This window comes from Janthinobacterium silvisoli (assembly GCF_014200725.1).
GTDB lineage: Bacteria > Pseudomonadota > Gammaproteobacteria > Burkholderiales > Burkholderiaceae_D > Janthinobacterium.
This window is the reverse complement of record NZ_JACHCL010000002.1, coordinates 1226119-1240778: the sequence shown is the minus strand read 5'-3', so window position 1 is coordinate 1240778 and position 14660 is coordinate 1226119. Positions and strand designations below refer to the sequence as shown.

The window sequence follows — 14660 nt, the reverse complement described above, 5'->3', positions numbered from 1 at the left end:
AGCCGATGCCCATAGGATCACACCATGATGTACGAGTTCTTGATTAATAACCGCACGGATTTAGCAGTGCGTTGCCGGGAAAAAGTGGCCCTTCGCCCCGGGCGTATCGCTTCCGAGGCGCAACTACGCAATGGCGTGCCGATGTTCCTGGATCAATTGATCAGGACGTTGGCAATCGAGCGTACCTCGACCCCGATGGAAAGCCGCAGTATCTCAGGCCCTGCGGGCGGTGGCCTGGCGCTGTCGGAAATGGGCATATCGGCCGCTGAACATGGCCGGGAACTGCTGGCGCTGGGATTTTCCGTCGACCAGGTCGTCCATGATTATGGCGATCTTTGCCAGGCAATCACGGACCTTGCCATCGAGCGCGATGCGCCTTTTCAAATCGATGAGTTCCGTACCTTGAACCGCTGCCTGGACAATGCGATTGCGGACGCGGTGACAGAATTCAGCTATCAGCGCGATTCCGTTGCGGCGGCCAAGCTGGCAAAAGACAATAATGAACGCCTGGGGTACTTTGTTCATGAACTGCGCAATCTGCTTGGTACGACGGCATTGGCATTTACTGCGGCAAAAGTCGGCAACTTGAATTTGTCGGGAGCGACGGGAACAATACTTGAGAAAAGTATTTTTAATCTAAGCAAGTTGATCGACACCTCCCTGGACGACATCAAGGAAATAGGGCGCAGGGAGGGCGAACTACTCTCTTTTTCCTTGTCTGCATTTATTGAAGAAGCGCAGGCGTCGGCAGAGTTGTCAGCTGAAAAATCAGGCTGCAAGTTCAAAGTGCAAGCCGTCGATACCGATCTGCAGATTTCCGGCAATCGGCCATTGCTGCTCGCTGCATTGGCGAACATTTTACAAAATGCGTTCAAATTTACCCAGGCGGATACTGAGGTTGTGCTCAGTGCCTACGCTTCTGCTGATCGGATACGGATAGACGTGACGGATCATTGCGGTGGCTTGCCGCCGGGAGCCGAGCAGTCCATGTTCTTGCCATTTTCCCAGAGCGGAAAAAACAGGACTGGCGCCGGCCTGGGGCTCACCATTGCAAAGCAAAGTGTGGTGGCAAGCGGTGGCAATCTCAGCGTTCACAATGTTCCTGAAGTGGGCTGCATTTTCACCATTTCCTTGCCCCGTAGATCTGTTGCTGCCTAGCGCGGTATGCGGCTTACGGCCAGAGCAGTCTTGACAGGGTGCACGGCCGCATCCTCAGGGCAATGGCGCATACTGCATATCCCCATTGCCGAAAGACCAGTTCTCGCGCGGCACTTCAACCAGGCTGATCCATACGTCCTGGAGGCGCAGCCCTGCCTTCAGATGAATGCCTTCTGCAATCGCCTTGTACAAGGCCCGTTTGATTTCGATGGTGCGGCCGAGATTCCAGGTTATCTGGATAAACACGATGCCTGGTGTGTAGTCGACGCCCAGATAGCCTGCCTGCGGGTACACCAGTTCATCGGCGGCATGGCGCGTAATGATCTGGAACTTGTCGTGCACGGGTACATTGGCGATATTGACCAAGGCGTCGTAGATGACGTCGCTGATAGCGCTGACTTGTTCCGAGGAGGCATCCTTGCTGATATTGAGCCTGACTAATGGCATGGCAAGACCTTTCAAGAGTGACGTGGGGACTGAAGTACGTCTGCGGCTTCCCTGAAAACCTGCATGGTCAGGGATGCTTTGCTTATATCTTACCCAATAAAGTAAAAGTGTGGTCTGAACCAGATGTGATGGCTAGCTGATGTTCGCCAAGACCATAATGAGGATTAACGCTTGTTACGCATCAGCCCACCATCAGCCCACCTATTGTGGGCGCGCACCGTCGCGATGCGCGCCATTGGTGTCAGCGATGGTATGGCTGGCGTCGTGCCGGATTACTTGCGGTCAAATTGCACGATGGTGTCGGCGATGCTGGCATATGGATCGAGTTGGGCATATTCGGCCTGCAGCCGCTGTGCGTTCTGGCGGTAGCTCGTCGTCGCCAGAATCTGCTGCACGGCTTCCCGGATCGCGGCTACCGTCGGACGCTGGGTCTTCAGGTTGATCGCGGCGCCTGTGTGGGCGGTGCGCGCATTGCCTTCGATCTTGTCTTCGGTTTCGCCAGCCAATACCATCGGCACGCCAAAGCTCAGCGCTTGCTGGGTGCCTGCATAACCGCCATTGCTGACCAGGATGCTGGTATGCGGCAACAAGTCGACGAAAGGCACGAATTTGGCTACCCGCGCATTGGCGGGGACATGGTCCGGCACCGTCGTGCTGCCGGTAGCTGCCACCACCAGCACCGGCAGGTCCGCCAGCGCCTCCAGCGTCGGCGCGATCAGGTGGCTGAAGTCGCTGTTGGCGACGGTGCCTTGCGTGACCACCACCACCTGTTCGGCGTCGAGCACATCTTGCCACCAGTCGGGCAGCGCGGCGTCGGATGGCGGCGAGGGCAGGGCGCCGATAAAGTCGATATGGGCAGGCAAGTCCGAACGTTTATAGCTCAGTTCCTCGACTGACAATTGCAGATATTTGTCGGCGTGCACGGCCATGGTTTCAAAGATGAACGAGGCCGCTTCCGTTGCGCCCAGGCGTGCCAGTTCTTGCGCATACAGTGCTTGCGTGTCGCCGAACAGCGTCTGCTTGAAAAAGGCGGTTTGCGCCGCGTTGCGGATCCGTCCTTCCGGCGAGCTGTCAGGCGGCAAGCCCATGCCACCCGGCGCCGTATCGATGCTGCTGAGCATCAGCGGTACGGTGCCCACCACGATATAGCCTTTGGCGCGCACGCCGGGTGCGCCGTGCAATGCCGGCGCCACGCCGTAAAAGCCTGATTCAGTCAAGACCACGGCCTGGTCGTGGCCGTATTGCGCCAGCACCCGCTGCAGGGTGGCGTACTGGTCGGCGATGGTATCGATCACCAGGTGTTTCAAGTCATATTTCACTTGCTCCAACCCTTGCAGCGCCAGGCGCTCAGGCGAGACCAGCAGCGCTTTATCGATTTCGGCGGCGCCGCTGAAACCGGCGAAAGTGGCGCCGGTCTTTTCCACGGCCGCCTTGAATTGTGTGCCGGTGATGAACGTCACCTGGTGGCCACGGCGCACCAGTTCGGCCGCGATGAACAGCATCGGCGAGGTGTGGCCTTGGGCGTCGGTGGCGCCAATAATTACCTGGGTCATGCTATTCCTCTTCTACTAAGACCGCTTGCGGGCGGTGTTGGATGGTCACGGGAGTTTGTTGAATGCCGTGGCGTATGCAGCGCTTGGTCTGTCACGCAGCCAGGGACTGAAGCAAGAATATGCCAGTATTCTTTACAGCTGACCGGTCCGCTGCCAGGCATGTCATGCAGGCGCAGCGTGAATGAGAGGAATTGATTGTTGGTACTATATGAAAATCGTGCTAAATGGTTCCAATCTGATATTTTTCCAATGTTGGAATCGTGTCTGAATGGCAGTCAATGGGCTTGTATCCCGCACCAATGCTCGTTTCTGGCTACATGGATATCTTGTAATGTCATCGTCATCTGCCACGTTGTTTAATGGCGACATCGTATCTGAACGCAGGAGTCATACCCATGGCAACAAACCACCTTTTGCACCGGCTCGCACGCAGATGCGCCCTGTTCGCCCTGACGGTAGCGGGGCTGATATCCGCACCTGCAGTCATGGCGTCCAGCAACATCTGGCTGACCAATGCAGACATCGGCTTGCTGCGCAGCGAGCCCGCCAGGACGGCCGCGCTGATGCAGCGCTGTGACAAGGAGATCGATACGCAAGCGGCGCCGGTTGCCGTGTTTGCGCCGCCTGCGCATTACAGCAAGACGGGCGTCGTCGAAAACGCGATGGGCAAGCGCTTTGCCAGTGATGGCGAGCTCGCCTACCGTGCAGGGCTGTGCTATGCCGTGTCGCAAGACCCACGCTACGCGCAGCATGCGCAAGCCATCATTTCCGCCTGGGCCGATACCTTGCAGTCCGTGCCCTCCGAACAGGGCGCATCGGACATCAATTTCGACTTGCCCGCCTATGTGATCGCTGCATCGATGGTGCGCAATGCCAACCGCTGGAATGATGCATCGTTCCGGCGACTGATTACGCGCATCGCCCTGCCACTATCGCACAGCGACCGCAAGAACAACCACGCCAACTGGGGCGTCTTGCTCAATGCATCGATCGCGGCCTATACCGGCGATGCTGCGTTGCTGGCAAGTAGCAGGACCCGTTGGCTGGAACTGATGGATAGCGAAGTCGCCGCGGACGGATCGCTGCCGCTGGAAATTTGCCGCAGCGACAGCACCGCCTATTGCAGCGGCGACCGCAAGGGCATCAATGGGCTCAGCTATACCCATTACACCTTGCTGCCGACCACCGCTGCTGCGCGTATCCTCGACCTGCAGGGGCAGGCGGTCTGGCATAGCCCACAGGGCAACAAGTTGTCGGCTGCGTACCGAAAAGCAGCCGCCTGGACCTTGCACCCCGAGACGTTTCCCTATTATCAAAGCAATGGCGGCCACTTGAATGGCGTAAACAACGCCGCTTACTTCACCTTGCTGCAGCGTCAATTCCCGAATGCCGATGGCGGACAAGTGATTGCCAATGGCAAGTTGTGGATGAATGGCCTGGAGTGGGTGGTCTTGTTTCAGTGAGCAATGCAGTGCATCCATTCATCGCATGCATGCACTGTTCCATCGGCGAATATGTCCATCCATCGCATGGGTTTAGCCGCCGTTCAAGGCCGATGCTATGTTTTTGTTTTCTCACTCATTCCAGATTATTTATGGCACTCCGTAAAATCAGTAGCTTGCTGTGCTTTGCCCTGGCTGCCCAAACGGCGAGCGCCGCAGAGACTGGCCGTATCGAAGGCCAGGCCAAACCCAGGGAACAAATTGTCATCATCAATGACAAAACCGGCGCCATCAGCGGTGCGGTGGCCGATGGCGAAGGTCATTTTGAGGCTGCCAAGCTGGTCCCCGGCCAATACCAGGTGGTCTACCAGGGTCTGCCGCGCCGCAGCAGCGGCGCGCCGGTGATTGCCGGGCGCACCACGGTGGTCAAGCAACAGGCTGAGGCCCAGGCAAGCCACTGAAAACGCCAGACCGGGGTAGTAGTGAGGTGAATTGCCACCCCGGTCCACATCAGCTCTACCGTATCATTGCTACCCGCATCTTTCCCTCGCGATTTCACTCAATCACAAAAAATGCGTCGGCATTGTCCCGGAATTGCAGGTAATTACCCGGCTGGTCCTTACCCTGCGACTGGATCAGGCGCAGGGAAATCTTGCTTTTGCTAGCCGCCTTCCATTGGTCCACGATGACGATGCCATTGATGCCTTGCCTGACATAAAAAGCGGCATGGTGGCCATGGCTGCTATGACGCCCGCCGGCAAAGGTGGCAATAGCCGTGCCGGGTTTGAGCGCCGTATTGCCGGCTACCGCAGCGCCCTGGCGCCAGTGGGCGGTGGTGGGAGCACCGGCATATTCCTGTACCAGCGCCGCGCCATGGTGGCTGCCGACGATGGGCTGGTTCTTCAATCCTGCAGCCTTGGCGTAAATGTAGGCCATGCCGTGTCTCCTCAGGTAAAGGGGCAAGGATTTCAAGGTAAGTCCGATTGGCGGCCAGCATCTTAAACGAAGACAAACAAACCACTCTTTAATTGGCTTGCACGCCTGTGCAGCATGGTGGCCTGAGCCAGATGTGGCTATGTCTTGTCGCAAGGCATACGCGACGCTGTCGTCGTCAAGTCTATGTAATCGGCGAAATAATATATAACGGTGTTTTTTTAAATTAATATCGATAATTCTGTCATTTGCGCGATAGGCCTTCTTTTATGTTAAAAGTATCAAATTAAGTAATCTTATTTACTATTGTTTTCAGTATTCTTTTGTTGCCTTATGGAAATCTGTTGCACTAGGAAACTATTCAGATAATAATGCCCTGTGGAAACATTTAACGTGTCTTAAAGGCGTTAAACATGCTTGACGGGGCGGCTTTGCACTGACGATGTTGGTGAGTGCAGGGGCGTGACGTGCAAGTGCCTGGTGCCACGCCACGCGCTGCAACCCTGCACGCGGCGTGGTTCATTTCTCTATGGTGACTAATGAAAAATAGTAGACCTGCAATACGGCCAAGTTTTTGGCTGTTCCTTGTACTATGCCTGCTGGCCAGTCTGTACCGGCCACCCAATGCCAGGGCGGCAGACTTGTCCGCGCTGGCGCCGCCATCGGAACGCCTGAAGATCAATCTCGGCGCGACTCCGTGGAAATATACCAACGATGATCGTTTCATCGGCGATCCCAAAGTAACCGATATCGCTTATGACGATAGCGGCTGGACTTCCGTTGGCGTACCGCACTCTGTCAACGAACAGGATATGTTCGTCAACAATACGTCGGGCCTGGCCGGCATGCCTTACGGTACTGTCTGGTACCGCAAGCATCTGCCCTTGTCGACCGCCTATGCGGGCCGCAAGATACTGATCGAATTCGAAGGCGCGCATACTGGCGCCCAAGTGTTCATCAATGGCGTGCAAGTGCAAGGCACCAGCGCCTTGAACCCTACCTATACCCATGTCATCGGCTTTGTGCCGTTCATTGTCGACGTGACCAATATGGTCAACCTCGGCAGCGACAACGTGCTGGCGGTGAAGATCACCAAGAACGGTTTCGAAGACCCGCATTTCGCCGGTGACGCCCGTTTTGGACAGGGCGATTCAGGCCTGTTCCGTCCGGTGTACATGCATATCACCGATAAGGTGCATATTCCTGAAAACGTCTACGCCATCCTGAAGACCTGGGGCACGCATGTGTCCACCGTCAGCATTGCAGGCGACAACTCGTCGGCTGCGATCCAGGTCGAGACCAATGTGCTGAACGAAGACAGCGTGCAGAAAAACGTCACGCTGACGACCCGCATTTACGATGCCAGCGGCACCCTGGTGGCCCAGGCGCAGGACGCGCGCGTCTTGCAGCCGAACGCAGGTCCGGGCTTGACGACCAACAAGTTTGTGCAAAACCTGACGGTCGACAAACCTACGCTGTGGTTCCCGAACAACAGCAGCCACGGTACGCCTTATATGTACCGCGTGGTGCATATCGTCAGCGTCGATGGCGCGGTGGTCGATACGGTCGAAAGCCCGCTCGGCATCCGCACCATTACCTGGAATAACGATTTCCCGATCATTAACGGTTTTGCCCATCATCTGTGGGGCGCTTCCGGCCGCTACGACTATCCGGCACTGGGCAGCGCCGTGCCGGAAGAGCAGCAATGGCGCGACCTGAAGTTGCTGGCCGATGCAGGCGGCAGCTTGTACCGTCCGGGCCATTCGTCGTCGAGCAAGGAATTCGTCGAAGCCGCCGATGCGCTCGGTATCTTCATCATCCAGCCTAGCGGCGAAGGCGAAGGCGCTTTCGATAAATGCTACAACGCGGCCTTGAGCGATAGCTGTACCCAAAGCGAACTCGATAAGTTTGCCTTGAAAACGGAAATCCATACCGAGATGATCGTGCGCGACCGTAATAATCCTTCGATCCTGTCGTGGGAATCGAATAACGGTCCGATGGATACCAATTACGCGCAAGTGTTGAAAGCGGTAAACAACACCTGGGATCCGGTCAATACCCGCGTGGCAACCGACCGTACCCCGAACGACAAGAACGGCACCGTGCTTGGATGTACCCTGAACGGCTGCGAACTGGGCGTGAAGTCGGAATTCCCGAATTCGCCTGCCTGGGGCGCCGAGTACTGGGGCAAAGGTGATTACCGCTATAAATACGATCACGAGATCGAACTGACCGCCGAGTTCCTGAACAACTGGCGCCGTGGCGTGGCAGCGAAAACCTTTGGTATGGTGCAATGGTACCTGGCTGAAACGCCGGGTGAAAACAATGTGTTCCTGTCCTCGACCGGTCCGGTGCCTGTGCCTACCGCCGACAATCCGAATCCGCCTGATTTGCGCAAGAATGAAGTGCGCTCGCTGGGTTCATCGATGATGGACGGTAGCCGCTTGCCTAAACTGATGTATTACGCGTACCAGGCAGCCTGGGTCGATTACAAGACGCGTCCGGTAGTCAACCTGGCGCATCACTGGAACCGTTCCGGCATCGTGCGCGTCAATACCTTCAGTAATTGCCCGGCGGTACGTTTGCTGGTCAATGGCGTGAAGCAGGGCGACGATCAGACGCCGAATCCGCTGGACTTTGAAAATACCGACTTGACCCAGGACACCACCGGTCTGCCGCATCAGGCGCACTGGGACAATGTTCAATGGCAAGCTGGTACCGTCACGGCCCAATGTCTCGATGAAATCGGTAATGTGGTGCAATACAATGGCCAGGTTGTACAAGACCAGCGTGCTACCGCCGGCAAGGCCGACCACATCATCCTGAGCACCGAGCCTGGCTTGAAAAAGCCTGACGGCAGCACCTTCCAGATCACGGCCAACGGCAGCGATGCCGCGTTCATCACCGCTAAAGTGGTTGACGCGAACAATATCCTGTTGCCTGAAGATAGCACCAACATCACGTTTACGGTCAGCAGCAACGGCAATTATCGTGGCGGCTGGAACAATGCCGTGTCGCAAGACAAGCCGACCAGCTACCACGCGCCTGGCGACCATGAACTGGCAGCCGAAGGCGGCCTGGTGCGTATCGCGGTGCGCAGCAAGTTCGAACCGGGTACCGTGACGGTGACGGCAGCTTCTTCCGATGGCACGCTGCAAAGCAATGTTGCCAGCTTTGAAGTCGTGCCAGTACCGCAACCTGCCGACGCCAGCCAGTTGCCGCCAGCATTCGTGGCGCAACCGCAATCGCTGACCGTCAGCGTAGGCCAGTCTGCGCATTTCGAAGCAGTCGTGTCGGGTGCCGCACCGCTGGACTTCACCTGGTACCGCAATGGCGTTGAAATCGTTGGCGCCAAAGGCAGCAGCTACGACACCGCCCTGGCGGTCAATGGCGACAATAACGCTGTCTACACTGTCAAGGTGAAAAACAGCTTTGGCGACCAGACCAGCAGCGACGCCGTCGAGACAGTAGTTGCGCCGCAAGCGCCAGTCATCGTCAGCGCTCCTGTGGCACTGAGCCTGGTAGAAGGCCAGACCGCTACCTTCCAGATCGTTGCAAATGGTGCGCCGCCACCGGCCTACCAGTGGTATCGCGACAATCAGAAGATTGATGGCGCAACGTCGAACAGCTATACCATCCCCGCTGTCGTATTGGGTGATAACAATGCCTCGTTCTACGTAGTGGCAAGCAATCTGGTCAATAGCGTGCAATCGACACCGGTCACCCTGACCGTGGGCGCTGCGACCGGACCGCACTTCACGCAGCCAGCCAATCAGGTGGCAGCGCTGAACAGCCATGCCACTCTGGTGGTGCAGGCAACGGGTTCCCAACCGATGACCTACACCTGGTTCGACAAGAACCAGCGCATCGTCGGCACCAGCGCCACCTTGGACTTCCCGGCAATGCAGGCTGGCGATTTCGGCAGCTACACGGTACTCGTGCACAATGCCGCCGGCGACCAGACCAGCGATCCTGTTTCGCTGTTGCAAGCCGCTCCTGGCGTCAATCTGGCACGCGCCCGCACGGCGACGGCAGACACCACCCAGGATGCGATCGGCCTGGCAGCAAGCAAGGCAGTTGATGGCGACATCAATTCGCGCTGGGGTTCGGCTTTCAACCCGACGGCTGAACTGACGGTCGACCTGGGTTCGCCGATGGACATGAACCGCATGATCCTGCGTTGGGATCCGGCGTATGCCAAGCAATATATCGTTGAAGTATCGAACGATAATAAAACCTGGACCAAGGCTTATTCGCAAGATAAAGGCAATGGCGGCGTGGAAGATACCTCTTTCCCTCTCGTCAACGGCCGTTATGTGCGCATGACCGGCACCCTGCGCGGTAGCCCTGACTACGGTTATTCGCTGGACGAGCTGGAAGTGTATAACGTTGCCCATCTGTCCAAGGACGGCAGCGCTCCCGAGCGTTACACCTTGGTACCAGGCAACAACAACGTCGTCACCGACAACAGCACCAGTTTGCTGTGGAGCCGCGTACCGACCAAGAATGGCATCGCCCAGTTCACCCAGGTGTTGGCTGGCCAGTATTGCTCCACCATCGGCAGCCGTTTGCCGACCAGGGAAGAAGCATTGTCGATCGCTGGCGACAGCTTTAACGTCGATGCCTTCCCGGGCGGCTGGAGCACCTGGACCTCGAACATCTCGGAAACCGATGCGACCCGTGCCTACGTGGTGTCGTCCAACGGCGATGTTACGACCCAGTTGTTCAACAACTTCCCGAACGACGTGCTGTGCGTCAGTGGTACGCTGCAGTTTGCGGCACCAGCCATCGTTGCCCAGCCTTTGACCCAGTCGGTCAAATTGTCGGCCAGCGGTGACAAGCAAGCGTATTTTGCCGCCGTCGCCACAGGTACCGGTCCTCTGACCTACACCTGGTTCCGTAATGATGTGCAAGTGGCTTCTTCGCTCAACCCGGTCTACAGCCCGGTCGTGACGAAAAGCGACGATGGCGCCAAGTACAAGGTGATCATCAGCAATAGCCGTGGCAACAGCATCACCAGCGATCCAGCTGTCCTGACCATCGTCGCGGCAAACGACAATGGTACTGGTGGCGGCAATCAGCCACCGCAGCAGCAAGCGCCTGCCATCGTGTCGCAGCCGTTTAACCAGTCATTGGTTCCAGGCCAGACGGCCAAGTTCAGCGTTGTCGCCAGCGGCGCCGACAGCTTTACTTACCAATGGTTCCGCAACGATCAGCTGATCGTTGGCGCCACCAGCAGCAGCTTTGCCACGTCGCCTGTGACACTGGCCGACAACGGCGAACGGTTCCGGGTCGATGTCACCAATCCGGCCAACGGTGCAGTGACCAGCAGCAACGACGCCAACTTGCTGGTCATCGACGGCGTACCGTCCGATGCCGCCAACCTGGCGTTGAAAGGCACGCCAAGCTCCAGCTCCACGGAGAGTGCCGACTACTTTGGCCCTCAGTATGTCAATGATGGTTTTGGCAGGGTGCGCGCCGACAATGGCCTGGAAGGTACCCGTTGGGCATCGTTTGTATTCCAGGGCGACGACGCTACCTCGGACAACCAATGGGTCAGCATCGATCTCGGCTCCGTGCAAGAGATCAACCAGGTGGTGCTCGATTGGCAAACTGCGTTTGGCTCGAAATACATTATCGAGACCTCGGTAGACAATCAAGTCTGGACGCCAGTCTATACCCAGAACAGCGGGCAAGGCCGTGTAGAAAATCTGTTGTTCGCCATCACCAAGGCACAGTATGTGCGCATGCACGGTGTGAAACGCGGCACGCAATATGGTTATTCCCTGTATGAGATGCAAGTGTACGCACCTGCACTGACCATCCGTACCCAGCCTGCAGCGCAAACTGTGGCGGTCGGCCAGTCGGCCCACTTCACGGTGGACGCAGTGGGTCCGGGCACGCTGACTTACCAATGGCTCAAGCAGGGCGTGTTGGTGGCAAGCACCGACGTACCGTCCTACGATACGCCAGCAGTGACCAGCGATGACAACGGCGCGATTTACAGTGTCGTGGTGGAAAGCTCGAACGGTAGCAAACTGCCTAGCGATGGCGCAGTGTTGACCGTGGGCGTACCGCAAAGCATCAGCGCCGGTAGTGGCAGCGATACCAATACCATTAATAGCGCGAACAACGGCACGGGTGCCGCGAGTGGCGCCGCTAATGGCGTTGGCGGCGGTAGCGATGTGGTACTGGGCAGCAATCTGGCACTCGGCAAGACCGCGTTTTCCAGCCCTGTCGAAAATCCGCAGGGCACCACTGCCAACCTGGCGATTGACGGTATCGTCAGCCGCGACAGCCGCTGGTCGTCGGCGTTCGACGACAAGGCATGGATGGCGATTGATCTGTACGCGCCTACCCTGATCTCGCAAGTGACTTTGCAATGGGAAAATGCCTATGGCAGCGAGTATGAAATCCAGGTATCGAATGATAAAAATACCTGGGTGCCAGTCAAGCACATCACCGGCGGCAAGGGCGGCGTGGAACAGATTACGTTCCCGACGGTCTCTGCCCGTTATGTGCGCCTGCAAGGCTTTGTCCGCGCCACGCCATACGGCTATTCGCTGTACGAGTTCGAAGTGTACGGTCCGGCTAACCCGGGCCCTGCACCGCAATTCTCGGCACAGCCGGCTGCTGTTACAGTGACCGCAGGCCAGAGCGCCCACTTCGAGGCCAGCGTTGCCGGCAACGGTTCCTTTACGTATCAATGGAACCGCAATACCGACCTGATCCCAGGCGCGACCTCTGCCAGCTACGATATTGCAGCGGTGCAGAGCAGCGACAACGGTGCGGTATTTAGCGTCAGCGTCACCAATGCCAACGGCATCGGTGCAGTATCGACCGGCGCCAAGCTGACCGTGAATCCGGTCGACAACGGCAACGGTGGCACCGGTAATAATGGTGGCACTGGTAATACTGGCGGTAATGGTGGTAACAGCGGTGGTAACAACGGCGGTACCAATCCCGACTATCCGGTAGTTCCGGGTTTCGTCACGGTCGATCTGAAAAACAATACCAATGGTAAATGGACTGATGATCAGATCTACGTGGCCGTGATTGGCCGTGATCCTAACAACAAGGACAACTTCGCCTACCTCCAGGCGGACGGCACGATCTTGCCAATGTTGTTGTCTGATAATGATGCACCAGGTCATTTGACGAAAAACGGCGAGAACTTCAGCAATTACTTCTTCACCCTGGCGCAAGCCAAGAACTTGAAGTTGCCGAAGATGGATTCGGGCCGTATCTTTGTTTCGATGGGCTCGCCGCTGTTCATCAAGATTAATGAGGATATTAATCATCAAACTGGTTTCGCCGGTCCGGATCTGAATAACCATAATGATCCGAACATCGATATCTACTTTGACTGGTACGAGTTCACGCTCAACGACAACTTGTACATGAACCCGACCCAGGTGGACCAATTTGGTTTCCCGCTGTTGATGGACGTGTATGGCGATAGCCATAATTTCCACCAGCAAGTCGGTATTTCCGAAACGCGCGACAGCATCCTTGCGGCTTACCAGAAAGAAATGCCGAAAGAGTTTCTGGTAGACGCAGTGCAGCCTCGCCGTATCCTGGCGCCAGGCAAGAGCAGCTTCGATTCCGGCCGTGTCAACGCTGCGTATTTCGATGCATATATTAACGACATGTGGAATCTGTACCGCACCAAGCCACTGGTCGTAGATATGTACGATAATTCGCGCCGTTTCGTCGGTCAGGTCGCTGCCGATGATACCGTCGTATTCCATGAAATCGACAAGGGTAATGGCGTGCTTGGCAGCACTGTGTACACGGTGCCAGGCAAGCCTAGCACCCAGGACATGCTGGAAGCCAAAGGCGTGCTGGCCAGTCCGCTGGCTGGCGAAACCGACGGTGCAGTGATTTCCATTGAATTGGCACTGGAAGCACAAATCGCCGCCGCCTTGAACCGCCATATCATGGAAGACACCTCCTTGTGGGGCGCTCCGACCGCCGCGTGGTATGCGGCGTCGCCAGCGAACTACTATGCGAAGTTCTGGCATGACCATAGTGTCGGCGCCAAGGCTTACGGTTTTGCCTATGACGACGTATCGGGCCAAAGCTCGAGCGTCATCGGCCCTAAACCGGAACACCTGGTGCTGGGCATAGGCTGGTAAGTCATGAAGTCATCTGGAGACAAGCAGAACAACGCTAGTCAACAGTGAGAAGGCCGCGGCGTGGTTGACGCCGCGGCCTTTTTTTTCGGCTAGTGCTTAGCTGGCTTTGGCTTGACTTCAGCGCTCCAGTCCCACCGTGCGTTTTCGGTATTCGTCCGGCGTTTCCTGCGTCAGGCGGCGAAACATCGTGATGAAGGCCGAGGAACTGGCGTAGCCCAGTTCCAGGGCGATGCTTTCCACCGTGCGGCCTTGCGCCAGCAGGGACATGGCCTTGACGACCCTCAACCGTTGCCGCCATTCCGCCAGGGTCATGCCCAGGTCGCGCTGGCAGCGGCGCATCAAGGTGCGCTCACTGGTATGGACATGCGCCGCCAGTTCGGCCACGGAGCGGCTATCGCCCGGCTCATGCTGCAGCATGTTCAATACTTTTTGCACCAGCGGATCGTCCGAGCTGGGCAGGTAACTGCCGGCCCGTTCGGCTGTCGCCAGCAGGTCGACCAGTACCTTCAGGAAGCGCGCTTCTGCTGCACTTGGCGGTATGCCTGGCGGCTGCCGGTGCAGATGTTCCAGCATCGCGCGTAGCAAGGGACTGACCGTCAAGGCCGTCACTTGCGTGGGCAGGTCCGCGCATTCCGCCACGCTGATATACACCGAGCTATGCCAGGCTTCCCTGCGGTTCTGCGCCAGGTGTTCGGTATGGGGCGGTAGCCAGATACCGTACTGGGGTGGCACCACATAGTGCCCTCCTGCATATTGCACTTCCACCACGCCGCTGACTGCCGAGACGAATTCGCCCCAGGGATGATGATGCGGGGGATAAAAACCGTCTGCCGGCATGGGGGCGCTGCGGAAATAGATGGCGCCAGGAAGTTCCTGTGTGTAGGGGGCGAGCAGGATTTGCCGGGTCTTCTTTTGCACGAATACTCTCCCATTTTTGGCAGTGTTGAGGTTGACCGGAAACAGCGATGCCTTGGCGGATATTCACTATA

General features: G+C 57.2%; 8 protein-coding genes. 4 read left to right on the top strand and 4 right to left on the bottom strand.

Annotation, left to right across the window (positions count from 1 at the left end; genetic code table 11):
• Positions 1-24 precede the first annotated feature (24 nt).
• Positions 25-1158 carry a sensor histidine kinase gene (locus HDE75_RS15700; protein ID WP_183676806.1) on the top strand — a complete coding sequence of 378 codons (1134 nt, stop codon included), beginning with the start codon at positions 25-27 and terminating at the stop codon, positions 1156-1158.
• Positions 1159-1212: 54 nt separating this feature from the next.
• Here HDE75_RS15700 and HDE75_RS15695 read toward each other — a convergent pair whose 3' ends face one another.
• Together HDE75_RS15695 and HDE75_RS15690 are read right to left on the bottom strand one after the other, a co-directional pair.
• Positions 1213-1605 carry a tautomerase family protein gene (locus HDE75_RS15695; RefSeq protein WP_183676807.1) on the bottom strand — a complete coding sequence of 131 codons (393 nt, stop codon included), beginning with the start codon at positions 1603-1605 and terminating at the stop codon, positions 1213-1215.
• A 272-nt stretch (positions 1606-1877) separates the two neighbouring features.
• Entirely contained in the window at positions 1878-3158 is a 1281-nt protein-coding gene (locus HDE75_RS15690; protein WP_183676808.1) for a glycosyltransferase, read from the bottom strand.
• 395 nt (positions 3159-3553) lie between these two features.
• Between HDE75_RS15690 and HDE75_RS15685 the strand changes: the two genes are divergently transcribed.
• Positions 3554-4621: an alginate lyase family protein gene (locus HDE75_RS15685; protein WP_183676809.1), complete on the top strand. Its 1068-nt coding sequence runs from the start codon at positions 3554-3556 to the stop codon at positions 4619-4621.
• A 131-nt stretch (positions 4622-4752) separates the two neighbouring features.
• Positions 4753-5061 carry a carboxypeptidase-like regulatory domain-containing protein gene (locus tag HDE75_RS15680; RefSeq protein ID WP_183676810.1) on the top strand — a complete coding sequence of 103 codons (309 nt, stop codon included), beginning with the start codon at positions 4753-4755 and terminating at the stop codon, positions 5059-5061.
• A 94-nt stretch (positions 5062-5155) separates the two neighbouring features.
• Here HDE75_RS15680 and HDE75_RS15675 read toward each other — a convergent pair whose 3' ends face one another.
• On the bottom strand, positions 5156-5536 hold the full coding sequence (locus HDE75_RS15675) for a BPSL0067 family protein (protein WP_183676811.1): 381 nt from the start codon (positions 5534-5536) through the stop codon (positions 5156-5158).
• Positions 5537-6072: 536 nt separating this feature from the next.
• Between HDE75_RS15675 and HDE75_RS15670 the strand changes: the two genes are divergently transcribed.
• Complete coding sequence (locus HDE75_RS15670) at positions 6073-13671, top strand: beta-1,3-glucanase family protein (RefSeq protein ID WP_183676812.1); 7599 nt, start codon at positions 6073-6075, stop codon at positions 13669-13671.
• Positions 13672-13788: 117 nt separating this feature from the next.
• Here the strand turns inward: HDE75_RS15670 and HDE75_RS15665 are convergent, their stop codons facing one another.
• The gene (locus HDE75_RS15665) at positions 13789-14589 is read right to left on the bottom strand and encodes an AraC family transcriptional regulator (protein ID WP_183676813.1); all 801 of its coding nucleotides are present in this window, start codon (positions 14587-14589) and stop codon (positions 13789-13791) included.
• Positions 14590-14660: the final 71 nt, after the last annotated feature.

What these genes read in the sequence shown, in the direction of transcription:
- HDE75_RS15700 (WP_183676806.1), top strand. Translation starts at nt 25, where the DNA reads ATGATGTACGAGTTCTTGATTAATAACCGCACGGATTTAGCAGTGCGT.
- HDE75_RS15695 (WP_183676807.1), bottom strand. Translation starts at nt 1,605, where the DNA reads ATGCCATTAGTCAGGCTCAATATCAGCAAGGATGCCTCCTCGGAACAA.
- HDE75_RS15690 (WP_183676808.1), bottom strand. Translation starts at nt 3,158, where the DNA reads ATGACCCAGGTAATTATTGGCGCCACCGACGCCCAAGGCCACACCTCG.
- HDE75_RS15685 (WP_183676809.1), top strand. Translation starts at nt 3,554, where the DNA reads ATGGCAACAAACCACCTTTTGCACCGGCTCGCACGCAGATGCGCCCTG.
- HDE75_RS15680 (WP_183676810.1), top strand. Translation starts at nt 4,753, where the DNA reads ATGGCACTCCGTAAAATCAGTAGCTTGCTGTGCTTTGCCCTGGCTGCC.
- HDE75_RS15675 (WP_183676811.1), bottom strand. Translation starts at nt 5,536, where the DNA reads ATGGCCTACATTTACGCCAAGGCTGCAGGATTGAAGAACCAGCCCATC.
- HDE75_RS15670 (WP_183676812.1), top strand. Translation starts at nt 6,073, where the DNA reads ATGAAAAATAGTAGACCTGCAATACGGCCAAGTTTTTGGCTGTTCCTT.